This is a genomic window from Arthrobacter sp. StoSoilB20, from assembly GCF_019977295.1.
Classification (GTDB): domain Bacteria; phylum Actinomycetota; class Actinomycetes; order Actinomycetales; family Micrococcaceae; genus Arthrobacter; species Arthrobacter nicotinovorans_A.
The window spans coordinates 1999530-2023425 of the sequence record NZ_AP024651.1 but is presented as its reverse complement, the minus strand read 5'-3'; the positions used below and the strand labels follow the sequence as shown (position 1 = coordinate 2023425).

At 63.0% G+C, this 23896-nt stretch carries 21 protein-coding genes; 11 read left to right on the top strand and 10 right to left on the bottom strand.

Going from position 1 to position 23896, the window contains the following annotated elements:
* The first annotated feature begins 120 nt into the window (after nt 1-120).
* The 9 genes from LDN85_RS09080 to LDN85_RS09040 all read left to right on the top strand — a co-directional run bounded on the left by LDN85_RS09080 (nt 121) and on the right by LDN85_RS09040 (nt 10284).
* Nucleotides 121-612 (top strand): hypothetical protein, encoded by a 492-nt coding sequence (locus LDN85_RS09080; RefSeq protein WP_026540332.1) that lies wholly within the window; start codon nt 121-123, stop codon nt 610-612.
* A gap of 14 nt (nt 613-626) precedes the next feature.
* A complete protein-coding gene (gene msrB, locus LDN85_RS09075) occupies nt 627-1067 on the top strand; it encodes a peptide-methionine (R)-S-oxide reductase MsrB (protein WP_223945174.1) in 441 nt (146 codons plus the stop codon).
* A gap of 199 nt (nt 1068-1266) precedes the next feature.
* Nucleotides 1267-2634, top strand: coding sequence for a DUF6421 family protein (locus tag LDN85_RS09070; protein ID WP_026546601.1), 1368 nt, complete (start codon nt 1267-1269; stop codon nt 2632-2634).
* The gene (locus tag LDN85_RS09065) at nt 2634-3374 is read left to right on the top strand and encodes an SDR family oxidoreductase (protein ID WP_223945173.1); all 741 of its coding nucleotides are present in this window, start codon (nt 2634-2636) and stop codon (nt 3372-3374) included. The genes LDN85_RS09070 and LDN85_RS09065 overlap by 1 nt, the downstream gene beginning before the upstream one ends.
* Nucleotides 3375-3384: 10 nt before the next feature.
* On the top strand, nt 3385-4497 hold the full coding sequence (locus tag LDN85_RS09060) for a low specificity L-threonine aldolase (RefSeq protein WP_223945172.1): 1113 nt from the start codon (nt 3385-3387) through the stop codon (nt 4495-4497).
* A 63-nt stretch (nt 4498-4560) separates the two neighbouring features.
* On the top strand, nt 4561-5217 hold the full coding sequence (locus tag LDN85_RS09055) for a DUF3000 domain-containing protein (protein WP_223945171.1): 657 nt from the start codon (nt 4561-4563) through the stop codon (nt 5215-5217).
* A 91-nt stretch (nt 5218-5308) separates the two neighbouring features.
* A complete protein-coding gene (locus tag LDN85_RS09050) occupies nt 5309-6670 on the top strand; it encodes an HRDC domain-containing protein (protein ID WP_026540326.1) in 1362 nt (453 codons plus the stop codon).
* 210 nt (nt 6671-6880) lie between these two features.
* Nucleotides 6881-8143: an acetyl-CoA C-acyltransferase gene (locus LDN85_RS09045; protein WP_223945170.1), complete on the top strand. Its 1263-nt coding sequence runs from the start codon at nt 6881-6883 to the stop codon at nt 8141-8143.
* Complete coding sequence (locus LDN85_RS09040) at nt 8140-10284, top strand: 3-hydroxyacyl-CoA dehydrogenase NAD-binding domain-containing protein (protein ID WP_223945169.1); 2145 nt, start codon at nt 8140-8142, stop codon at nt 10282-10284. Before LDN85_RS09045 ends, LDN85_RS09040 begins: the two co-directional genes overlap by 4 nt.
* 175 nt (nt 10285-10459) lie before the next feature.
* Here LDN85_RS09040 and LDN85_RS09035 read toward each other — a convergent pair whose 3' ends face one another.
* The 8 genes from LDN85_RS09035 to LDN85_RS09000 all read right to left on the bottom strand — a co-directional run bounded on the left by LDN85_RS09035 (nt 10460) and on the right by LDN85_RS09000 (nt 21354).
* Nucleotides 10460-11437 carry an aldo/keto reductase gene (locus LDN85_RS09035; protein ID WP_026540323.1) on the bottom strand — a complete coding sequence of 326 codons (978 nt, stop codon included), beginning with the start codon at nt 11435-11437 and terminating at the stop codon, nt 10460-10462.
* 9 nt (nt 11438-11446) lie between these two features.
* A complete protein-coding gene (locus tag LDN85_RS09030; RefSeq protein ID WP_026540322.1) occupies nt 11447-11665 on the bottom strand; it encodes a hypothetical protein in 219 nt (72 codons plus the stop codon).
* A 30-nt stretch (nt 11666-11695) separates the two neighbouring features.
* Nucleotides 11696-12256, bottom strand: a complete 561-nt coding sequence (locus LDN85_RS09025) for a hypothetical protein (RefSeq protein ID WP_026540321.1) — start codon at nt 12254-12256, stop codon at nt 11696-11698.
* Nucleotides 12253-12819 (bottom strand): DUF402 domain-containing protein, encoded by a 567-nt coding sequence (locus LDN85_RS09020; RefSeq protein WP_091554145.1) that lies wholly within the window; start codon nt 12817-12819, stop codon nt 12253-12255. Before LDN85_RS09020 ends, LDN85_RS09025 begins: the two co-directional genes overlap by 4 nt.
* Nucleotides 12816-14789 carry a 1-deoxy-D-xylulose-5-phosphate synthase gene (gene dxs, locus LDN85_RS09015; RefSeq protein WP_026540319.1) on the bottom strand — a complete coding sequence of 658 codons (1974 nt, stop codon included), beginning with the start codon at nt 14787-14789 and terminating at the stop codon, nt 12816-12818. The genes LDN85_RS09020 and dxs overlap by 4 nt, the downstream gene beginning before the upstream one ends.
* Nucleotides 14790-14966: 177 nt before the next feature.
* Nucleotides 14967-17774, bottom strand: coding sequence for an aconitate hydratase AcnA (gene acnA, locus LDN85_RS09010; protein WP_223945168.1), 2808 nt, complete (start codon nt 17772-17774; stop codon nt 14967-14969).
* 232 nt (nt 17775-18006) lie between these two features.
* Entirely contained in the window at nt 18007-19380 is a 1374-nt protein-coding gene (locus LDN85_RS09005) for a TRAM domain-containing protein (protein ID WP_223945167.1), read from the bottom strand.
* On the bottom strand, nt 19381-21354 hold the full coding sequence (locus LDN85_RS09000; protein WP_026540316.1) for an APC family permease: 1974 nt from the start codon (nt 21352-21354) through the stop codon (nt 19381-19383).
* A 115-nt stretch (nt 21355-21469) separates the two neighbouring features.
* Here LDN85_RS09000 and LDN85_RS08995 point away from each other — a divergent pair, with 115 nt between their 5' ends.
* Both LDN85_RS08995 and LDN85_RS08990 read left to right on the top strand, forming a co-directional pair.
* The gene (locus LDN85_RS08995) at nt 21470-22141 is read left to right on the top strand and encodes a TrkA family potassium uptake protein (protein WP_026540315.1); all 672 of its coding nucleotides are present in this window, start codon (nt 21470-21472) and stop codon (nt 22139-22141) included.
* Nucleotides 22141-22878 (top strand): NAD-binding protein, encoded by a 738-nt coding sequence (locus LDN85_RS08990; RefSeq protein ID WP_026540314.1) that lies wholly within the window; start codon nt 22141-22143, stop codon nt 22876-22878. The genes LDN85_RS08995 and LDN85_RS08990 overlap by 1 nt, the downstream gene beginning before the upstream one ends.
* On the opposite strand, the gene LDN85_RS08985 is transcribed toward LDN85_RS08990, so the two are convergent.
* Both LDN85_RS08985 and LDN85_RS08980 read right to left on the bottom strand, forming a co-directional pair.
* On the bottom strand, nt 22845-23627 hold the full coding sequence (locus tag LDN85_RS08985) for a DUF3159 domain-containing protein (protein WP_223945166.1): 783 nt from the start codon (nt 23625-23627) through the stop codon (nt 22845-22847). The two genes, LDN85_RS08990 and LDN85_RS08985, sit on opposite strands and share 34 nt — an antisense overlap.
* Nucleotides 23624-23890 (bottom strand): hypothetical protein, encoded by a 267-nt coding sequence (locus LDN85_RS08980; RefSeq protein WP_346347061.1) that lies wholly within the window; start codon nt 23888-23890, stop codon nt 23624-23626. The genes LDN85_RS08985 and LDN85_RS08980 overlap by 4 nt, the downstream gene beginning before the upstream one ends.
* Nucleotides 23891-23896: the final 6 nt, after the last annotated feature.

Here is a 23896-nt window from a genome sequence, read left to right as displayed (position 1 = left end):
TGCCTGGTGCAGGTGCCGGGCGCGCGGCGCCACTGTGCATTGAATCGGCGCGTTGATTCAGTGCGTTGATTCGGCGGCAAAAGCCTGCGGACGCACGTTGGGCGGGACTACGCTGTAGCCATGAGTGATCCCATAGTCATCCTGACTGAAGAGCCCCTTGGCCCCGACGACCGCGTAAACATCGCCAAACTGGTGGACGGCGGTGACACGCCCCTTGTTGTACTGGTTCCGGCCAATACCGAGCGACATCTCCTGGTGGATTTCCTGGAGAACCTCTCGTTGCTCGATATTGCCAAGGCATTCCGTGAGCTCACTGCGCAGTCACCGGATCCGGTAGCCGAGCGGGCTGAAGCGTCGGAGACGTTGGCTGCCTCGTTGGCGGCTTTGGCCGGCGTGGGTGGTGGCGTCACCGGTGAAGTAGTCGACGGCGGTGCGGTGGCCGGCTTGGTGGCCAAGGTGCGGGCACTGGATGCTGCTCAAGCTGTGGTGGTCACGCGGCCCCACGCGATCGCCGACACGTTCCACACGGACTGGGCCAACAAGGCCCAGGATCAATTGGGGCTTCCGGTGCTGCATTTGTACGCGGGTTCGGGATTTATCGGCGACTCGTGAGCGTTGGAGAAGACATGAACACTCCTGAGAACACCAGCAAGACAACCGCTGCGCCCGTGGAAAAGAGCGATGCCCAGTGGCGCGAGGAGTTAACCCCGGAGGAATACCGGGTTCTGCGGCAGGCGGGAACGGAGCGACCCTACACCGGGGAGTACTGGGATACCCACACCGAGGGCGTCTATCAGTGCCGTGCTTGTGGCAGCGAACTTTTTACCAGCAAGGAGAAGTTCGATTCCCATTGCGGCTGGCCCTCGTTCTGGGCTCCCCTGGCCGAAGGCACGGTCCGATACCTTCATGACCGCACCATGGGGATGGACCGGGTAGAGGTCCGCTGCGCCAACTGTGATTCCCATTTGGGGCACGTGTTCGAGGGTGAGGGCTACGGCACTCCCACCGACCAGCGGTTCTGCATCAATTCCGTTTCCCTCCGCCTGGTCAACGCGGAAGAGAACTGACGCGTCCGGACGGGCCAGCTATTCACTGGTCCGTCCGGCATCGTTCGGAGGAGAAACGCTGCGCGCTGGACCTCGAACGGGACAGAAGCACCCGAAGAACAAGAGTTGCTTATGCTGAGGGCTTTTTTGGATTAGCAATGCTTTTCGCTTGCTACGCTCGGCCCAGAAGCAATAACTACTTCGGAAAGGGCCGAGCTCCATGACAACCATCGCCACCTCCACCCTCCCGCGTGTCACCGCCGACAACGCCGAGTGGACATCGCTGAAGGCCGCGGCCACAGCACTCCAGGCACACCAGGAACAGGACGGCTCCATCGCCGATCCTGCTGCCCACGCCGGGGCAGCCGCGCTCGTCGCAACGATCTGCGAAGCCATTACCGCCCTGGCTCCCCTGTTCCCCCACGATGCCCGCTACCTGGAGTTGCTGGTGGAAGACTTCGGCCGGTGGGTGAACGACGGTTTTGGCGTACCTGACTTCCTGGATTCCCTGCAGGCGTTCCAGCCCCAGGAACTTCGCGTGGACGGCCTCCAGCACCTGGTGGTCTTCCCCATGTACACGCAGAACGGCAGCACCAACCGGCTGGTCGAGGCCGTCCTGATCGAGGTTATCTGGCCGGAGTTCATTGGAGGCCTGGAAGCAGGCGAGTACTCCAACAAGCTCTTCGTCCCCATCCGCTTCATCGATTTCACTCCGGGGTACGACACCAACTCAGCGGTCCTCTTCCCCGAAACGGTCGCGGTGCGCGAGACTCCTACCTTCACTTGGGGCGCCATCTTCGCCGACCGCGAAGCCGCACGCTTCCGTCGGGTCCTCAAAGCAGCAGCAGCAACTACGTCACTGGAACTTCCCGCGGATGCAGCCCAGTTGATTGAGGACCAGGAGCTCACGCAGCGTACGTTCGTTATGTGGGACCTCATCCACGACCGGACCCACATGCGTGGCGATCTTCCCTTTGATCCATTCATGATCAAGCAGCGCATGCCGTTCTTCCTCTACTCACTGGAGGAGCTGCGCTGCGACCTGACCGCTTTCCGTGAGTCGGTGCGCATCGAAAAGGACGAGAACGCTGATCCCGATGCCCGGAAACACGCAAAACTGGTTCAGTATGCGGTGATCTTTGACCGGATCTTCCGTTTTGCCATCACCGGCAGCCGCGTCCGCAACTACGACGGGCTCGGCGGGCAACTGCTGTTCGCCTGGATGCACCAGCACCACGTTCTGCACTGGACCGACAGCAAACTCTCCATTGACTGGGAAGATGCTGCTGCAGTCGTGGTTGAACTCGGCGCAAAGATCGAGGAACTGTACTGGCGTTCGATCGACCGCCCCAAGGCCGCCCACTGGTTGGCTGCGTACGAACTCATTTCCGGCACCGTCACAGCCCACCCGGCGTCGGTATGGGCCAAGGGTCCGGATGCCCTGCCGTTGGACGGTCCTCCCCGCGGACTCACCGACCAGGTCCTTGACGATGAGTTCCCCCTGTCCATGTTCTACGAAGCACTGGAGAAGAAAATGCGCCCCGTCATCGAATCCACCACCGGCATCACTGGCGCGACGGCAGCCTGATGCCCGGTTTGACCATCCTTGTAACCGGCGGCAGCAGCGCGTCCGGCATCGCCACGGCGCGTGCGTTGGGGGCCGCCGGTCACAAGGTTTTCACCGTCGGCTCAGACGATGCCCGGATCAAGGCCGCGGCGGATGATGCCGGCAGCGGAGTCACCCCCATGGTGTGTGACCTCGCCTCCTACGATGCCGTTCGTGAACTGGCCCGCGCGCTCACCGGCCGCGGCGTGGACCGCGTGGATGGTGTGATCCACTTGGTGGGCGGTTGGCGTGGAGCGAAAGGAATAGAAGACCAGTCCGATGAGGACTGGGATGCGATGGAACGCGGCGCTATCACTACCCTGCGCAACGTTTCCCGCGTCTTCTACAGCCAGCTTGAGGCCTCCCCCCAGGGCCGGCTGGCGATGATTTCCTCCACTGCCGTTTCCTCCCCCACCGCCGCTGCCGCCAGCTACGCCGCTTCCAAAGCCGCCGCTGAAGCCTGGACCCTGGCGGTGGCTGACGGGTTCCGCAGGGCGCAGGCTGACGGCCGGGCCGAAACCCAGCACCAGCCCCAAGACCTGCACAGTGCCGCTGTCGTCTTCGTTGTGAAGGCCTTGGTGGATCCTGCCATGCGGGCCGCGCATCCGGAGAGGCGGTTCCCCGGCTACACGGACGTCGAAGACCTGGCGGCCGCCGTCGTCGGATTGTTTGAAGAGCCGGCCGCAAACCTCAACGGCCAGCGCATCCTGCTGGCCAAATAGACTTGAAAGCGTGAATGAACAAGTGACGAGCACAACAGAGGCCACTGCCACCGCCAACACGATGGCCGGGCACCAACAACTCCACGACCCATCGGTGCGTGGATTTGCCTCCGACAACTACTCCGGCGTGCATCCTGAGATCCTTGCCGCCTTGGCCGCTGCCAACGGTGGCCACCAGGTTTCCTACGGCGAGGACGTCTACACGGCGCGCCTCCAGGAAGTTCTGGAGCAGCAGTTCGGCTCCGGCATTGAGAGTTTCCCTGTCTTCAACGGCACAGGCGCCAACGTCCTGGCTCTGCAGTCCCTCCTGCCGCGTTGGGGAGCCGTCATCTGCGCTTCCACCGCGCACATCAACATGGATGAGAACGGCGCACCGGAACGCGTCGGCGGGATCAAGCTCCTGCAGGTCCCCACAGAAGACGGCAAGCTCACGCCCGAATTGATTGATCGCGAAGCATGGGGCTGGGGTGACGAGCACCGCGCGCAGCCCCTGGTGGTCTCCATTACCCAAACCACCGAACTGGGCACCTGCTACACCCCTGAAGAAGTACGTGCCATTGCAGAACACGCCCACGCCAAGGGCATGAAGCTCCACATGGACGGCGCGCGGCTGGCAAACGCCGCGGCCTACCTGGATGTGCCCCTGCGCGCCTTCACACGCGATGCCGGAGTGGACATCCTCTCCTTTGGCGGCACCAAGAACGGCCTGCTCTTTGGCGAAGTGGTGGTTGCCCTGAACCCTGAGGCAGCGGACGGACTGAAGTTCCTGCGGAAGATGAACATGCAGCTGGCTTCGAAGATGCGCTTCATTTCCGCACAGTTCATCGCCCTGCTTGAGGACGGGCTGTGGTTGCGGTCTGCCGCACATGCCAACGCCATGGCGGCCCGTCTTCGCACGGCTGTCGAGGCAATCGACGGCGTGGAGCCCACCCAGGCAACGCAGTCCAACGGCGTCTTTGCCATCCTCCCGGCCGGCGTTGCCGATCGCCTGCGCAGGAACTTTGCCTTCTACGATTGGGACGCAGCCAGGGGCGAGGTCCGGTGGATGTGCTCCTTCGACACTACCGAAGCAGACATCGACGCCTTCGTCGCAGGAATCAAGCGGGAGCTGGGCTCCCTCTAACCCCGTGCATCCGGGGCGGCGAGCCTGCTGGGAATCGCCGTCCCGGAAGCATAACCTGCGAGGGTGAACGCCCTCGCACAGGTTCCCTCGGACTTTCTTCTCGCTTTGGGAACGCTACGAAAAGCCCAATGCCGCAGCGAACTGCGGCTTGACGAAATCCCTGCACCGGCACGGCTGGCACCCTATGCAGTAGCCCTCGGAGCAGAAGTCTTCAGCCCCACCGCGGCAACACGTCGGGTGCCCGTGCACGGGCCGGCAGCCAAAGCATTCGCAGCCAGCCAGTCCAACACGCCGGCAAGCGAGGACGACGACGAACTGGCCACGGGCCGGTTCATCCTCCTCTACGATCCCGACGGCTCGGCAGTATGGGAAGGCGAATTCCGGATCGTCACCTACATCAGGGCCCAAATGGACGCGGAGATGGGCAATGACTCCATGCTTGGCTCAGTCGCGTGGACATGGCTGGTGGATGCCTTGGAGAACCACGCGGCACCGTACCGCGCGGCCGGTGGCACGGCAACCAGGATCCTCTCCGAGAGCTTCGGCACGCTGGCCGAACGTCCGGACACCATAGACATTGAACTCCGCGCTTCGTGGACGCCGGCCGGCGCTGATGTCCAGGCCCACTTGGAAGCCTGGTCCGACATGGTGTGCACGTTCGCGGGACTTCCACCCCTTCCACCGGGTGTCACCGGACTGCCCAACAGGAGACTCAATTGACCAATAATCACCTACCGGCACAGGCGCCCAAGGTGCTGCCATCACCACGCCCCGGCGTGATCCCGGCATGAATCGGTAAGCTTAAGCCACCATGACCCCTGAAAACCTGGATAAAAACACAGCCGGCGTTCCGGTTGCTGATCCCACCACGCACATCAAGGTAGACGGCTTCGACAGCCACGTCCCTGAAGTCATCGATCTCGATACGCCACGCGAAGGCGTGCCCGTAGTCATCGATACGCCTTCTGGACTGGAACGGTGCGCCGCCGCCATCGCCGCCGGAACAGGACCAGCCGGGGTGGACGCAGAACGCGCCTCCGGCTTCCGCTACGGACAACGCGCCTTCCTGGTGCAGATCCGCCGCGAGGGGGCAGGAACCTGGCTGATTGACCCCGAGCCTTTCGAGAACCTGGACATCATCAACGAGGCCCTCCGGGGAGTCGAATGGATCCTGCACGCAGCAACACAGGATCTCCCCTGCCTGTCCGAGCTCGGCATGTGGCCGGACAAACTGTTCGACACCGAACTTGCCGCACGGCTTGCCGGCCTTCCGCGCGTGGGCCTGGCCGCCGTCATTGAACAACTCCTGGGATTCGGCCTCGCTAAAGAACACTCAGCGGCCGACTGGTCCACCCGCCCGCTGCCCGAGCCGTGGCTCCGGTACGCAGCCCTCGACGTCGAAGTTCTTGCCGAATTGCGCGAAGAACTCATCGAACTGCTCGAAGCTGACGGCAAACTTCAGTACGCAGAGCAGGAATTTGCCGGCATCCTTGCCGCCGGCATTTCAGCACCCAGGGTGGATCCCTGGCGGAAGACGTCCGGCCTGCACCAGATCCGGGACCGACGCCAATTGGCAGCCGTCCGTGAACTGTGGCAGGAGCGCGACCAACTGGCCCGCAAGCGCGATGTGGCTCCGGGTCGCCTGATTCCCGATTCTGCGCTGGTAGCCGCCGCCAAAGCCATGCCCACCACTGTCCCCCAGCTGCTGGCCACCAAGGGATTCCATGGCCGCTCAGCCCAACGTGAGGCGCCACGCTGGCTGCGCTGCATCACCAACGCCCGGACCCTGACGGACGTGCCGCCCTTGCACTTGCCCACGAACGCCCCGCCGCCACCGCGGGTCTGGGTGGATCGGGACCCCGAGGCCGCGGCCCGCCTGGCTACCGCGCGCCCTGCGCTCCAGGCCAAAGCTGACGAACTCAACCTGCCGGTGGAAAACCTGCTGACGCCGGACTTCCTCAGGCGCATCACGTGGCGGCCACCGGCAGAGATCTCCCTCGAGACCGTGGCTGCTGAATTGCGGGCCCTGGGCGCGCGCGAATGGCAGGTCGACTTTGCCGCCCCGATCCTCACCGATGCATGCTTGAACCCCAAACCGCTTCCGGCCAAGGAATCAAAAGCGAAAGACAACCCACAGTCCCCGGGAACCCAAGAGTCCAAGGACTCCGCCTGAGCCTTATCGGACCACCTAAGCCTTACCGGCCCGCCCGGCCCGTCACCCGAACCACGGTTCGCGGTGGCGGGCCTTTCGCGTCTCCCCATGCACGTTGAACGGATGTGACGCACCTTGCACCCTAAGTTACCGACGAGTAACATGGGCTTAATGCCAAACCGGAGTACCCGCAACGCGGGCCGGCACCATGTCTCAACGAGGAGTTAATACATGAGTCCATCACGCAGCGCCCAGAGGACCGTCCGGGATGTCGTCTTCGTGGACGGAGTCCGCACGCCCTTCGGCAAGGCCGGCGATAAGGGAATCTACGCTGGCACCAGGGCCGATGACCTCGTGGTGAAGTGCATCCGCGAACTGATGCGCCGCAACCCGTCACTGCCTGCCGAACGTGTGGACGAAGTAGCGATTGCCGCCACCACCCAAACCGGCGACCAAGGCCTCACCATCGGGCGCACTGCCGCTTTGCTGGCAGGTCTTCCGCGCACAGTGCCCGGCTTCGCGATCGACCGCATGTGTGCAGGTGCCATGACGGCAGTAACGACGACGGCGAGCGGCATCGGCTTTGGCGCTTATGACGTGGTCATCGCCGGCGGCGTCGAACACATGGGCAACCACCCCATGGGCGCAGGAGCTGACCCCAACCCCCGGTTCATGTCCGAGCGCTTGGTGGACCCGGCCGCCCTGAACATGGGTAACACGGCGGAGAACCTGCACGACCGTTTTCCGGCCATCACCAAGGACCGCACCGATGCTTACGCTGCGGCTTCACAAGCCAAGCTCGCCGCAGCCTACGCCAACGAACAAATCCAGCACGACCTCGTCCCCGTGGCCACCATGAAACCGGGCCAAGGCTGGGCGCTTCACACCACCGACGAACCCCCGCGCCCAGGAACCACGGTGGCGGACCTTGCCGAACTCCGCACCCCGTTCCGTGCCCACGGCCGTGTCACCGCAGGCAACGCCGCAGGACTCAACGACGGCGCCACGGCTGCCGTCCTCGCCTCTGCCGACGCTGCGGAGGAACTGGGCTTGTCAGTGAAGATGCGGCTCGTTTCTTACGCCTTCGCCGGCGTCGAACCTGAGGTCATGGGCATCGGCCCCGTCCCGGCCACGGAAAAGGCCCTGAAGAACGCCGGACTGGGCATCGAAGACATCGGGCTCTTCGAGATCAACGAGGCCTTTGCCGTCCAGGTGCTCAGCTTCCTGGACCATTTCGGCATCGCAGACGAGGACCCCCGCGTCAACCGCTATGGCGGGGCGATCGCCGTCGGACATCCCCTGGCTTCCTCAGGTGTCCGGCTGATGAACCAGCTGGCCAGGCAATTCGAGGAAGATCCCACAGTGCGTTATGGCATCACCACCATGTGCATCGGCCTGGGCATGGGTGCCACAGTGATCTGGGAGAACCCGCACCACGCCGACTACGCTTCCTCCACCGCTGATACCGCCACCACCGAAGGAGCCGCCGCATGAGCGCCGCCGAATTCCAGAAGCTCGCCGCCCTTTTCCCTGATGAAGTCCGCACCCACTCCTACGTGCAGGACATCCAGCTGCCAGGTGGCGCAGGAACCTTCGCGCTGATCACCCTGGATAACGGCCTGGACCACTCCAAACCGACCACGCTGGGCCCCAACACGCTTGTTGAACTGGGCGGCGTCCTGGACGCCCTCAAGGAGCGCGCCTCGAAGGGTGAGATCGTCGGCGTCGGCGTCACCGGCAAGCCGTACTTCCTGGTGGCCGGCGCGGACCTGTCTGCGGTCAAAACGCTCAAGGAGCGCGAGCACGGCCTCTGGATGGCAGAGCTTGGCCATGCCGTTTATAACACCCTGGCCAACCTTGGCGTTCCCAGCTTCGCCTTCATCAACGGCCTCGCCTTGGGCGGTGGCCTCGAAATCGCCCTGCAGTCCACGTACCGGACGGTCTCCACGGGCGCCGGCGCCTTGGCCCTGCCCGAAGCGTTCATCGGCTTGGTCCCGGGTTGGGGCGGGGTCTACATCCTGCCTCGCCTCATTGGCCCGGAAAACGCCGTCAAGGTCATGATCGAGAATCCCCTCAGCAACAACCGGACCCTCACCGGCCCGCAGGCCTTCGAGCTCGGTGTAGCTGATGCCATGTTCGAGCCCGCCGACTTCGTCGAACAGTCAATCGCATGGGCCGCCAAGGTCATCTCCGGTGCCGTAACACCGGAGCGGAAGAACTCCGTGGATGCCGGCGATGACACCGTCGCCGGCCGCTGGGCAGACGCTGTGGCCGCTGGACGTGCCTTTGTGGAGTCCAAGACCTCAAACGCTTCCCCTGCCCCGGCAAAGGTCCTGGATGTCATGGAGGCCAACCGCACCATGACGCAGGCCGAATCGGCCGCCCTCGAGTGTGAGACCCTGGCGGGCCTCATGCAAACCGACGAGTTCCGGTCCACGGTGTACGCATTCCTGGACCTCGTCCAGAAGCGCTCCAAGCGTCCTGCCGGCGCCCCTGACCGCAAGCTTGCCCGACCGGTCACCAAGATCGGCGTGGTGGGTGCAGGGCTCATGGCAAGCCAACTGGCGTTGCTGTTCGCCCGGCAACTGAAAGTCCCCGTGGTCATGACGGACATCGACCAGGCACGGGTGGATAAGGGCGTGGCCTACGTCCATGCCGAAGTCGACAAGATGCTGGCGAAAAAGAGGATCAAACCCGACGCCGCCAACAGGACCAAGGCATTGGTCACAGGCTCGGTCTCCAAGGAAGCCTTCGCAGACGCTGATTTTGTCATCGAGGCAGTCTTCGAGGAACTCCACGTCAAGAAGCAGGTCTTCGCGGAGGTTGAAGCAATTGTTTCCCCCGAATGCATCCTGGCCACCAACACATCCTCGCTGTCCGTCACTGCGATGGCCGAGGACCTGAAGAACCCGGAACGACTGGTGGGCTTCCACTTCTTCAACCCGGTGGCTGTCATGCCGCTCCTGGAGATAGTGCGGGCACCCAAGACAGACGACGCTGTGCTGGCCACCGCGTTCGAGCTCGCCAAGGGACTCAAGAAGACGGCCGTGCTGGTCAAGGACGCTGCAGCCTTTGTGGTCAACCGCATCCTGCTGCGCCTCATGGGTGAAGTCATCGCAGCCTTTGACGAAGGAACTCCTGCCGACGTCGCTGACAACGCCCTCCGTCCCATGGGCCTGCCGATGTCACCGTTTACTTTGGCTGCCATGGTTGGCCTCCCGGTTGCCCAGCATGTCCAGGAGTCCCTGCACAGCGCATTCGGTGAGCGGTTCCCCGTCTCGCAGAACCTGCAGAAGCTCATCGACAACGGAGTCAAGACCCTGTGGATTCCCGGCTCCGAGGGCAAGCCCGTCATTCCGGCTGAAACCCTTGCCATCCTGTCTTTCGGGAACACGCCGTCCACCGGCGAAGAAGTCCTTCGACGCACGCAGGATGCTTTGGCAGAGGAAATCGGGCTCATGCTCGAAGAAGGCGTCGTGGCAGGACCGGAAGACATCGACCTCTGCGTCATCATGGGCGCCGGCTGGCCGATGTTCCTCGGTGGCATCACACCATACCTGGACCGTGTAGGCGCTTCCGAACGTGTCAACGGGAAGCGGTTCCTGGCGCCCGGGATTGCCTCGGCACCGGCTTAGGCCGGGCGTGTCCCTTTCCAGTACTGTCCGGCCACGTCCGGTCCCGTCCCGGATAGACAACCGAAGGTCCCTATAGGCAACCAAAGAGGGCAGTGGCCCGGAGCAGATGCTCCGGGCCACTGCCCTCTTTGCCTATCACCCGGCAACTTCCAACGTTGGGCCGGTCAATCCAGTTCTAAAACAGTGCCACTTTCGGAGCCTGCGGGAAGATCCCGTCCAATTCCGCGCGGTCTTCCGGAGTGGGAACCCAGCACACCGCTTCGGCATTCTGGCGGATCTGCTCCGGACGCGTGGCGCCGGCAATGACGCTGCTTACGCCGGGCTGTGCTGCCAGCCAGGAGAACGCCAACTGCAATTCAGTGATGTCCCGCTCCTTGGCGAATTGTCCAAAGCGGCCCAACTGGTCCCAGTCGGCGTCATGAACCAGGTTGGTGCGCGTGTGGCTAAGCCGGGTTCCTTCGGGCGCCTTTCCAGCGGAGTATTTGCCCGTGAGCAGTCCATTGGCAAGGGGGAAATACGGGAGCACGCCCAGGGAGAAGGCACCAGCGGCGGGAAGAACCTCCAGTTCAGCACGGCGATCCAGCAGGTTGTAATGGTTCTGGGTGGAAATGAAGCGCGCACCGCCGGCCTGACGGCCAACATACTCGGCTTCGGCGATCTGCCAGCCAGCGAAGTTCGAGTGTCCTATATAGCGGACCTTGCCTTCGGTCACCAGGTCATCGAGCGCCGCGAGCGTCTCTTCGATGGGGGTCAGCGCGTCTGGGGTGTGGAACTGGTAAAGATCGATCCACTCCGTATCCAGTCGCCGGAGCGATGCTTCGACGGCCTTGACGATGTAGCGGCGTGAACCACGGGCTCCAAAATCATTTCCATTGACCCCTTGCATGTCCATGCCGAACTTGGTGCCGATGACGACGTCATCGCGCTTGCCCTTGAGGGCTTTGCCCAACATGGTCTCGCTCAGTCCGGGCTCGCGTCCGTAGACGTCGGCAACATCAAAGAACGTCACACCGGCCTCAATCGCAGCATGGACAACGGCGTCCGTGCCTTCCTGGGACTCGGTGGGCGTATTGGCGCGGCCCAAATTGTTACAGCCCAGCCCTACAGCTGAGACTGTCAGTCCGGAATGGCCAAGGCGTCGGTATTCAGTCATGAATTCAGCCTAGCCTCCGTTGTAGGAGATACCCGATTCCTCCATGGCGTCCTCCAGCTGGGCGATCGCCACCGGCCCCATACCGTGCAGCGTGGAGATCTTCGACTCGCCGAATTCCGCCAGCTGCTCCAACGTTTCGATTCCCTCATGCGCCAGTGCCCGTCTCGCCGGTGCAGCGAGCCCCTTGGGCAGTGGTGTATGTCCGGGCCAGTTGCTCTTGGACGCCATGGAAGTCCCTTCTGGTGCGTTGGGTGCTACTTAGAGAGTAAAGCCCATCCCCTGCTTGGGCGAGTGCTTCACCTTGAAGGCGTCGGGCTCGTTGTAGGGCGCCGAGGCGATGGTGAGCTTGGTGAAGTCCAGATCCTCACCGCGAACGCAGATCTTGATCGCGTTCACAGCCTTGTTGACGTCCGGGCAGAGGCAAAAAATGTTCAGGTGGCCATTTCCTATGTCGGAACGGTCCACCACGCCCAATCCACGCCATGCCAGTTCCCCGGTCAGGGCTGCCTTGGCTTTGCGTTCAAGATGGCGGTCCCGTTCAGTGCCGTCCTTGGTCTTGAGCGCAATTTGGGCAACGACCCAGAACTGCTCGGACTCGGGAATCTCCGCATATCCGTCTTCCTCGCACTGCGCGGCAAAGGCCGCCATCAACCCCTCAACCGACGACTCATCCTCAACGCCGGTTTCATCGGTTTTACTCTGGTGTCCCACTACGCCGTGATTGATCACGAACTGCTGGTCCTCGTCGTCGTACCAGGCTTCGCGGAAGTGGAGAACTCCCTCGTCATCCCGCTTGTATGTACGAATAATCCCGCTCATGCCCGTCCTTTCCTGAACCATTCGGCGCTGGTACTGGCACCAGAGACATCGAAGGGTGCTTTCATGGCCGCTACAGCCTCCAAGAGGGCTGCGCATTCCGCGCGCATAGCGGCCACTGTTTCGTCCGGATAGCCCATGGCCACCCGGTGCTGCTCAAACTCGTCTTCATCGTCAACAAACACGCCGTGGCGGGTGGAACGGATCACGTCCAGATCCATGTCGATCACATGGAACTCCGTTACACCGGGCTTGATGGTGTTCCAACTGTGGGACGTGGCCAGATCAACATAGATCCGGAAGTCCCCGGGGTAGGTGTCGTCGTAGAACGTGGCTACGAACTCACCACTCCGCGGAACCAGCAGGACAGCGTCCGAGGCCGTGTAGAAGGCCGCCCCGGGACGGGAACAGAACTCCCCCGCGCCCTGGAAAACCCACCAGCCGTGGATGTCCTCGCCAAGGTACCTGCCCGGCACCACCCAGTGGGCTTTACCGTTGAATTTCCTGTTCCTCGACACAACGAGGTCGCCGGGCTGCAGTGAGCCCGGCCCGCGTTCGTCCATCACAACGTGGGCAGACTGCCGGTGGTGGGATGTTCCTGACCTGGAAGGGGCCTGGCAAAGGGGACCTTTGTCCCCAAAACCTGCGCTACGACGTCGTGCGTGATCTTCTGGGCCGTCAGCCCAACGCGCTCCAGGACCTGGCTCCGCGAGCCGTGCACAAGGAACTCCACCGGCAAACCGACTTCGTTGAGGGCCGTGTCCACCCCCGCGGCGCGCATTTCCTGCCGGATGCGGGAACCGACGCCGCCGGCCCGCACACCGTCCTCGATGCAAATGACCAGGCGATGCCGGGCAGCCAGGGCAATGATCGATTTCCGCACGGGAAGGAGCCAGCGGGGGTCCACCACCGTGGAACTGATGCCTTGGGCCCCCAGCCTGCCTGCTACATCCAGGGCGAGTTCGGACATTGCACCGACGCTGACAATCAGGACATCGTTTTCGGTGGACCCCTCGGGACGACGGGCAAGGATGTCGACGCCGTCGTGGAGCCGCTCGATCGCTTCGACCTCTGACCCGACACTGCCCTTGGAGAAACGCACCACCGTGGGGGCGTCGTCAATTGCAACGGCCTCCCGCAGTTCTTCCCGGAGCCTCGTGGCGTCGCGGGGGGCGGCCAGGTGAAGACCCGGGACGATCTGGACCATGGCCATGTCCCACATACCGTGGTGGCTGGGGCCGTCCGGGCCGGTGACGCCGGCCCTGTCCAGGACAATCGTGACGCCGGCCTTGTGCAGGGCGACGTCCATCAGGAGCTGGTCAAAGGCCCGGTTGAGGAAAGTGGCATACACGGCCACTACCGGATGCAGTCCGCCGAAGGCCATGCCTGCAGCTGACGTGAGCGCATGCTGCTCTGCGATACCGACATCAATGACCCGCTCGGGGTGGCGCTCGGCGAACTTGTGCAGCCCCACGGGGATGAGCATGGCCCCCGTGATCCCCACAATGTCCTGGCGCTCGTCGGCTATGTCCGCGATCTCTTCTGCGAATACCGAGGTCCAGGACCTTGCACCTGGCATCTCAGTGGACTCACCCGTTTCGGGATCGATGATTCCCACGGCATGGAACTGGTCGGCCTCGTTGGCCAGGGCCGGGGCGTAGCCGTGGCCCTTCTCGGTCATCGCGTGCACGATCACCGGACCGCCGTACGCTTTGGCGGTGCTCAGCGCGTTCTCCATGGCCTGGAGGCTATGGCCATCCACTGGACCGATGTACTTCATCCCCAGGTCCTCGAACATGCCCTGGGGCGCCCACCAGTCCTTGATGCCCTTCTTCATGGCGTGCAGGCTCTTGTAGGTGAATTGCCCGGCAGGTCCGCCGTCCTGGAGCTTTTTCTTCCACCAGTCCAGCATCCGCTCATAGGCCGGAGTGGTGCGCAAGGAGTCAATGGTGGGGCGCAGTGAAGCGAGGTAATCGGCAAAGCCGCCGACAGTAGGTGCGTAGGAGCGCCCGTTGTCATTGACCACAATGACAACACGGCGACGCTTGTCGGCGGCAATGTTGTTGATGGCTTCCCAGGTCATGCCACCTGTGAGCGCGCCATCACCAACAACGGCGACGACGAACCGGTCACCTTCGCCGGTCAGCTGGCGGGCACGCGAAATGCCGTCGGCCCAGGACAGGGAGGATGAGGCGTGGGAGCTCTCCACAATGTCATGCTCTGATTCGGCGCGCTCTGGATAGCCGGAGAGCCCGCCCTGCTGGCGGAGGGTGCTGAAATCCTGGCGGCCGGTGAGCAGCTTGTGCACATAGGACTGGTGTCCGGTGTCGAAGACGATGCTGTCGCGCGGGGACTCGAAGATCCGATGGACAGCCAAGGTAAGTTCAACAACACCCAGGTTCGGGCCCAGGTGTCCGCCTGTCGCGGCTACGTTGGTGATCAGGAATTCCCTGATTTCGCCAGCCAGTTGTTCCAGCTCGGTGCCGGACAGTTTGGCCAGGTCCTGTGGATCCTTGACGGTTTCCAAAAGTCCCAACGGCCCTCCTTAGGGTGAATGACGTGCTTGTTAACTTTAGCGCGTACGCGGGACCCCCGCGTTTCCCACGCCTGAGCACTGGGGGGGCTGTGCTGGCCCCGGACGGCAACAGCCCCGGCTGGTCATTCGACCGGCCGGGGCTGCATGCCTCGGAATCAGCTGAAACCAGCTGGTTCGCTACGCGGAGATCTGGCGCAGAACGTACTGCAGGATGCCACCGTTGCGGTAGTAGTCCGCTTCGCCCGGGGTATCGATACGCAGGACAGCGTCGAAGGACTTGGACGTGCCGTCCTCAGCCGTTGCCGTCACCTTGAGCGTCTTGGGCGTGGTGCCGTTGTTCAGCTCCGTCACGCCCTCAACAGCAAAGGTTTCCGTACCGGTCAGGCCCAGTGTTGCAGCGGACTCGCCGGCCGGGTACTGCAGCGGGAGCACACCCATGCCGATCAGGTTGGAGCGGTGGATGCGCTCGTAGCTCTCAGCAACAACGGCCTTGACCCCGAGGAGCGCAGTGCCCTTGGCTGCCCAGTCACGGGATGAACCCGAACCGTATTCCTTACCTGCCAGGACCACCAGCGGCGTTCCCGCAGCCTGGTAGTTCTGGGCGGCATCGTAGACGTAAGCCTGCGGTGCACCTTCCTGGCTGAAGTCGCGGGTGAAGCCACCCTCAACGCCATCCAGGAGCTGGTTCTTGATACGGATGTTCGCGAACGTACCGCGGATCATCACTTCGTGGTTGCCACGGCGCGAACCGTAGGAGTTGAAGTCCTTGCGCTCCACGCCGTTGGCCAGGAGGTACTGGCCCGCCGGGGTGTCCGACTTGAACGAGCCGGCCGGGGAGATGTGGTCGGTGGTGACCGAATCGCCAAGCTTGAGGAGCACGCGGGCACCGGCAATGTCCTTGACGGGATCCGGCTGTGCCTTCATGCCCTCGAAGTACGGGGGCTTCCGCACGTACGTGGAATCCTCGGCCCAGGCGAACGTGTCACCGGCCGGGGTGTCCAGTGCCTTCCACCGGTCGTCGCCGTCGAAAACGCCCTCGTAACCCTTGGCGAACATTGCCTCATCGATGGAGGAGTCAATGACTTCCTGCACCTCGGTGGGGTTCGGCCAGATGTCCTTCAGGAAGACCTCGTTGCCTTCGGAGTCGGTGCCCAGGGCATCGGCGTCGAAGTCAAAGTCCATGGAGCCGGCCAGTGCGTAGGCGATGACCAACGGCGGCGAAGCCAGGTAGTTCATCTTCACGTCCGGGTTGATGCGGCCTTCGAAGTTGCGGTTACCGGAGAGGACTGCCGTAACGGAGAGGTCGTTGGCCTGGATTGCCTCGGAGATTTCCGGCTCAAGCGGGCCGGAGTTACCGATGCAGGTGGCGCAGCCGTAACCAACAATGTAGAAGCCAAGCTTCTCAAGGTACGGGGTGAGGCCCGACTTCTCGTAGTAGTCGGTGACCACCTTGGAACCGGGGGCGACGGAGGTCTTGACCCACGGCTTGGACGTCAGGCCCTTGTCAACTGCGTTGCGTGCCAGGAGGGCAGCAGCGAGCATGACGGAAGGGTTGGACGTGTTGGTGCAGGACGTGATCGAGGCGATCGATACTGCGCCGTGGTCCAGCTCGAACTCGCGGCCGTCGGCCGTGGTGACCTTGACAGGCGAGGACGGGCGGCCGTGCGCACCGTTGGCGGCGGAGTAGACGCGGTCCGTCTCCGTGGTGTGCGAGTCAGCATGGGTGAACGACGGTGCGTCCGAAGCCGGGAACGATTCGTCCAGTGCCTCGTCCACGCTGCCGTCTTCGATGGCGACGTAGTTGTGGATGTCCTTGCGGAACTGTTCCTTGGCATCGGTGAGTTCAATGCGGTCTTGGGGACGCTTGGGACCGGAGATGGAAGGAACAACGGTGGACAGGTCCAGCTCAAGGAACTCGGAGAAACGAAGTTCGCGGGAGGGGTTGTGCCAGAGGCCCTGTTCCTTGCTGTAGGCCTCCACGAGGGCGACGTTCGCCTCGGAACGGCCCGTCAGGCGCAGGTAGTCCAGTGTGACGTCATCGATCGGGAACATGGCAGCGGTGGAACCGAATTCCGGGCTCATGTTGCCGATGGTGGCGCGGTTGGCCAGCGGCACAGCGGCGACGCCTTCGCCGTAGAACTCAACGAACTTGCCAACAACGCCGTGCTTGCGCAGCATTTCGGTGATGGTCAGGACCACGTCGGTGGCGGTAGCACCGGCCGGGATGCTGCCCTTGAGCTTGAAGCCCACAACACGGGGAATCAGCATGGAGACAGGCTGGCCGAGCATTGCGGCCTCGGCTTCGATGCCGCCAACGCCCCAACCCAGGATGCCCAGGCCGTTGACCATGGTGGTGTGTGAGTCAGTGCCGACGCAGGTGTCGGGGTAAGCGCGCAGAACGCCGTCCACTTCGCGGGTCATGACGGTGCGTGCCAGGTATTCGATGTTGACCTGGTGGACAATGCCGGTTCCCGGGGGAACTACCTTGAAGTCGTCGAATGCGGTCTGGCCCCAGCGAAGGAACTGGTAACGCTCGCCGTTGCGCTGGTACTCGATCTCCATGTTGCGCTCCAGGGCGCCGGAGTTACCGAAGGCGTCGATCTGGACGGAGTGGTCGATGACCATTTCTGCAGGTGCCAAGGGGTTGACGCGCTTGGGATCGCCGCCGAGTTCCTTGACTGCTTCGCGCATGGTGGCGAGGTCAACAACGCAGGGAACGCCGGTGAAGTCCTGCATGATGACGCGGGCGGGGGTGAACTGGATTTCCGTGTCGGGCTCCGCATTGGGATCCCAACCGGCCAGGGCGCGGACATGGTCCGCCGTAATATTGGCGCCATCCTCAGTCCGCAGGAGGTTTTCAAGCAATACCTTAAGGCTGAACGGAAGGCTGTCTGCGCCCTCTACGGAGTTCAACCGGAAAATTTCATAATCGGTGCCGGCTACATTCAGTACGCCTTTGGAACCGAAGCTGTCCACAGTGCTCATGGCAGGACTCCTCTCGCAACAGTTTCATCTTTGTCGCGTGGTTGGCCGCTAGCCAGTTAGGCGCACCTTACTTAGCCGGGCGGCATCTCTCTTGGTCACCCCGGGCCGCGGTGTTGATTCCCCCGGAGCGGGACTACTACGCCCATCGTAGTGGCATCCGTCCCAAGAGTGGCACGCCTGACCCCAAACCCGCGCCGCCCGCCGGACTCCGGCGGGCGTACGCGCCAGGGGGTCAGTGGGCGGGGACGATCAGGCCCACTGTTTCGAGGTGATGCGTGTGGGGGTAGAGATCGAACGCGCGCAGCGACTCCAGGCGCCAACCACCCTGATGGAAGTAACCCAGATCACGCGCAAAGGACGCCGGATCGCAGGACACATAGGCAATTGCGCGGGGTCCGGTGGCCATCAATTGCTTGACCACAGCCTTTCCGGCCCCGGCGCGTGGCGGGTCCAGCACCAGCGAATCAAAGCTTCGCGCACTCTGGTGCAGCACACGTTCCACCCGCCCCTGGACTATTTCCACCTGTGGTTGCCCGTGCAGGTTCTTGCGGGCATCACGGCTGGTCCCGGGGGCGCCCTCCACCGAAAGCACCGATCCCGTGACACCTACGGCGTCGGCCAAGGGGGCCGTGAACAGCCCTGCGCCGGCATAGAGATCGGCAACGGCGGCACCGGGCTGCAAGTACCCGCCCCGTGAAAGATAATCCGTCACAGCACCCACCAAGGTTCCGGGCGCGTCCTTATGGATCTGCCAGAACCCCTCGCCAGTGACCCTGTATTCGTGGCCGGCGGCGGACTCCTGCACCCAGGTCCTCCCCCGCAACTGCAGGACCTCGCCCTTTCCCGGGTCGAAGCTGGCTACTGACACCTCATGCGGCAATTGGGACACGATGCTGTGCACCCTCTTGGGGCTCGTCCCTTCTTCCGGGGCCAACAGAATCAGCGGCCGTGAACCGTTGGCCGGCACGGCAACCTCGACGCGGGCGATCCCGGTGAGGTCCAGGTCCCACAGCTTCAGTTCATTGACTCCGGGCAGTGCCAGTGGCATTTCCTTAATGGGAAGCACCAGATCGGAGCGATGCGCGTGCATGCCCAACCGTCCCTTGGAAGTCACGGCGAAGCTGGCGCGCGTGCGCCAGCCGAGGCCGTCGTCGTGCTGGTCCCCGACCGCTTCAACCTCGGTGGCGAGGTCGAGGCCGGCAAGCCTCTGGAGTTGCTCGGCCAGCACCCCGGACTTCAGTTCACGTTGGTGCTCCAGCGAGATATGTCCGAGCTCAGCGCCGCCCACCGGAGGCCCACCCCGTTTCCACGAGGCCAAGGAGTCCGCCGGTTTCCAGAAATGCGGAACGCGGTGGGGCGATGCTTCAAGGACTTCGACGACGTCGGCCCGCCAGAAGCGCGACGAGTCACCGGAGTCGGTCAACCGGATGCGGACCTTCTCCCCCGGGATGGCATGCCGGACGAAGATGACGCGCCCTTCGTGCCGTGCGACAAAGTGGCCACCGTGGGCGATCGGTCCGATGTCCACGACGAGTTCGGTACCTGCCGCGCCTGGATGTTCGCCGGCGGCCTGTGCGGTGGGGTGGGAAGTGGTGTGGGAGGTCATTTAGGTATCCTGCAGTGCCTTTGCTTCTTCGGACGATTTCAGCTGCCACGGAACGCTGGCAACCATGACTCCAGGTTCAAAGTGGAGCCGCGTCTTGATTCGGAGTGCTGTCTGGTTGTGGACCAGTTGTTCCCACCATTTGCCCACCACATATTCGGGGATGTAGACCACGATCAGGTCCCGGGGCGAGTCACGCCGCATGTTCTTGATGTAGTCCATGATGGGTGTCACGGTTTCACGGTAAGGGCTGGCCAGCACGGTCAGGGGCACCGGAATTTCCAGCTTCTCCCAGTCCCGGACGGTGTGCTGGGTCTCTTCTGTGTTGATGTCCACGGTAATTGCGTCAAGGCGCGAGGGCCTGGATGCCCTGGCATATGCCAGCGCCCGGAGGACGGGCTTGCGGACGTGCGAGACGAGGAGAACCGCATGGACGCGGGTAGGCAGGGCGCGCGGTGACGAGTCCTCGTCGACCGCCAGTTCCCTGGCCACGTTGTCATAGTGGGCGCGGATGCTCCACATGATGAGGAAGAGGACAAACATGGCAAGCAAGGCGATCCAGGCGCCCTGCTCGAACTTGGTGATCAGGACGATCACCAGGACCAGGGCCGTCATGCCGAAACCGACCATGTTGATGGTGCGCGACTTGATAATCCTCCGGCGGACGGCCTTGTCCCTGGCGAGTTTCAATTCGCGTCCCCAGTGCCGGATCATCCCGAGCTGGCTGGCCGTGAAGGAGATGAAGACGCCCACGATGTAGAGCTGGATCAGCTTGGTGACATCGGCGTTGAAAGCGAGGATCAGCACCAGGGCACCCGCGGCCAAGGCCAGGACGCCGTTGCTGAACGCGAGCCTGTCGCCGCGGGTTCGGAGTTGACGCGGGAGGTAGCCGTCCTGGGCAAGTATGGAGCCAAGGACAGGGAACCCGTTGAAGGCAGTATTCGAGGCGAACACCAGGATGACACCTGTTGCCGCCACCACGATGTAGAACGGAATGGACCCTGCACCGAAGATGGTGTCGGCAATCTGGCTGATGGCCGGGTTCTGGATGTAGCCCTCGGGAAGCGGCTTGCCGTCCACCAGGAACTCCGTGGCGGGGTCAAGGACGATGTGTACTTTGGTGGCATTGGCCAGGAAGAGGATGCCGGCCAACATTGCCGCGGCGATTGCGCCGAGCAGCAGCAACGTTGTTGCCGCGTTTTTGCTCTTGGGCTTCTGGAAGTTTGGTACGCCATTGCTGATGGCTTCGACGCCGGTCAGTGCCGCAGCGCCGGAGGAGAACGCCCGAAGCAGGAGGAAAGCGCCGGCCAGTCCAACCAGGCCCTCATCAAATCCGGACTGCGGGACGATGGTGAAGTTTGCCGACTGTGCCTCCCCCAGTTGCCCGGTGGCAAACTGGAAAATACCCACGGCGGTCATGCCCAGGATCGAAGCCATGAAAATGTAAGTGGGAACAGCAAAAACCGAGCCCGCTTCCTTGATGCCACGAAGGTTCACCAACGCAAGGATGACGACGCCGATAGTGGCAATGAGGGCCTGTTGCCCGTGCAGGGAAGGAATAGCCGTGGTGACATACGCTGCAGCGGAAGACATGGACACGGCAACGGTCAACACGTAGTCCACCAGGAGGGCTGAGGCCACGGTGAGCCCGGCATACTTGCCCAGGTTGACGTTCGCGATCTCATAGTCGCCGCCACCGGAGGGGTAGGCGTGGACGTTTTGCCGGTAGGACGCCACAACTGTGAGCAAAACCACCATGACGGCGAGGCCGACCAACGGCGAGAAAGCTACGGCACTGACGCCCGCGAGGGCCAGCGTCAGCAGGATTTCATCAGGGGCATAGGCTACCGAGGACAGCGCATCCGAGGCGAAGATCGGCAAAGCGATGCGTTTGGGCAACAAGGTGTGGGACAGGCGGTCATTCCTGACCGGCCTGCCCACCAACACCCGCTTCGCGGCATTCAAAATTGTCAGCACTCCGCAAAGCTACTCTGAATCCCCATCGATGTCATGACGGTTGTTCACAGCCAAGCCACTGCGCACCGGTAAAGTCATACCGAGCGGGACGGACAGCACAGATAAAGGAGACATGGTGGCACACTTCGTGATCATGGGTTGCGGCCGTGTTGGCGCAACCCTGGCACACACTTTGGAGGATGCCGGCCATTCGGTCGCCATCATCGACCAGGACGAGCGGGCCTTCCGCCGGTTGCGTAATACCTTTGCCGGCCGCAAGGTCACCGGCGTCGGTTTCGACAGGGACACCCTCAAGCAGGCCGGTGTGGAAGAGGCCTACGCCTTCGCCGCAGTTTCCAGCGGCGACAACTCCAACATCCTGGCCACCCGGGTGGCGCGCGAGACCTTTCATGTTGCCCATGTTGTGGCGCGGATCTACGATCCCGGACGTGCCGAGATCTACCAGCGCCTGGGCATCCCCACCGTGGCAGCTGTCCGTTGGAGCGCCGACCAGGTCCTGCGCCGCATTCTTCCCGAACAGCATCTGGCCGGGGATTACCGTGAGCCCTCGGGCCGGCTGGTTTTAGCCGAGGTGGATCTTCATGAGGAGTGGATCGGGCACAGCCTCGCATCCATTGAAGCCGCCTCGGGAATACGCATTGCCTTCATTACCCGGTTTGGCGAGGGCGTCCTCCCCACGACGGGCACGGCCTACCAGGAAGGCGACACCGTCCACGCGATGCTGAGCCTGGACAGAACGTCCGAGATCAGCCGGATCCTCGCCAAAGCACCCGCCAAGGAGTCTTAGTGAAAGTCGTTATTGTTGGTGCAGGAAGCGTCGGTTCGTCCATTGCGCGTGAACTTCTGGCCCATAAGCACCAGATCCTGCTGATCGACCTCAAGCCCGAGGTCATTGGCCGCAGCGGACTGCGGGGCGCCCGCTGGCTGGTGGGCGATGCCTGCGAACTCAGTACCCTGCAGGACGCAAAACTTGAGGATGCCGACGTCGTGGTTTCAGCCACCGGCGACGACAAAGTCAACCTGGTGGTATCCCTCTTGGCCAAGACGGAATTCGGTGTGGGCCGCACCGTGGGCCGTGTGAACAATCCCAAGAACGACTGGATGTTCAATGATTCCTGGGGCGTAGACGTCGCGGTCAATACTCCGCAGCTCATGACAGCCCTGGTGGAAGAAGCCGTCGAAATCGGCGACATCGTCCGCTTGCTGACGTTGCAGACAGGAGTGGCCTCGATCGTGGAATTCACGGTCCCGCATGACTCCCATGTCATTGGCAGCACGGTCGGCGGGATCGATTGGCCGGAGGACGCCACACTGGTGGCAATCCTGCGCGACCAGGCACCCATTACCCCCACCCGCGACGACGTCCTTGATGGCGGCGACGAGCTTTTCTTCGTCACCACCATCGCAGCAGAGGACGGCCTGAGGTCACTGTTGTCGCCGGGTTACGACGACGACAACGAACCTCGTGAGGGAACGTCGGGAACCGGGGATCAGGCCTCCGAGGACGACGGCTTCGACGGCTGAGGTGCGGGCTTGGTGACCAGCCAGGCAACCCAGAGGCCCAGGATGTACAGCGGGGCTCCCATCAGGAGCCTGGTGGTTGCCAGGGCTGTCAGGCCTGCTTCGCCCATGAAGTACAGCGGGACCTGCACCAGAAGACGCAGAGCCAGGACGGCAACCACGATCCACGTTCCCAGCTTGTAAGCCCTCAGCCGTTCAGGGTCCTTGCGCCATTCGAGTCCCTCATTGCGGACGAACCCGAAGAGCAGGCCCGCCACCGGCCATTTGAGGACGATGGAGAGCACCATGGCGAGGATATAGGCGATGTTGGTGAAGAAGCCCAGGACGTAGAAGTCCTCGGCTTTGCCTGTGGTGTTGGCCAGCCACGCCGAAATACCGACCCCCACAACCCCGGCCAAGGCCTGGGTCAGTGGGCGCCGTTGGATCAACCGGACCACAGTGAACACGGCTGCCGTAGCCAAAGCCGCCACCAATGCAGGGGTGAGATCCCTGGCCACCGTGAACACCACCAGGAAGACCAATCCCGGGAGAATGCTCTCGGCGATGCCCTGCCAGCCACCGGCGGACTTCAGCATGTCCACGTGCCCGGCGCTGTTCCGGTGAAGGCCGGCCTTTTGTGCGTAGCCGGCAGCGAGATCGGAAACACCGGGTGCTTCCGCTGACGGCTTTGCGGCTTCCCCGGGCCGGGAAGGCCGGCCATCCGGAACAGAGTCTCCGGTGTTCTTCGGTTCTGATCCGTTGGCCACTGTCATAGGTGCTCCTGGCGGGAAAGTATTTCGTAGCGTGGATTGAACATGGCCGGCAGCCCGTCAAGCTGGGTCACCATGCCCTTGAGGCGAAGCTGCACTCCGGCTTCGATACCGGGTACGCGGGTCCTGCCCAGCCAAATGACGCGAAGACGGTCGTAGGGCTTCCGGATGCCCCCTGCATTGGTGGCCTGGAGGGCTGCGGGGCCAAGGTCATCGACCACCACGGCGGAGAAAAATGGCTGCTCGCTGGGCGGTTGATGCGTCACCGATTC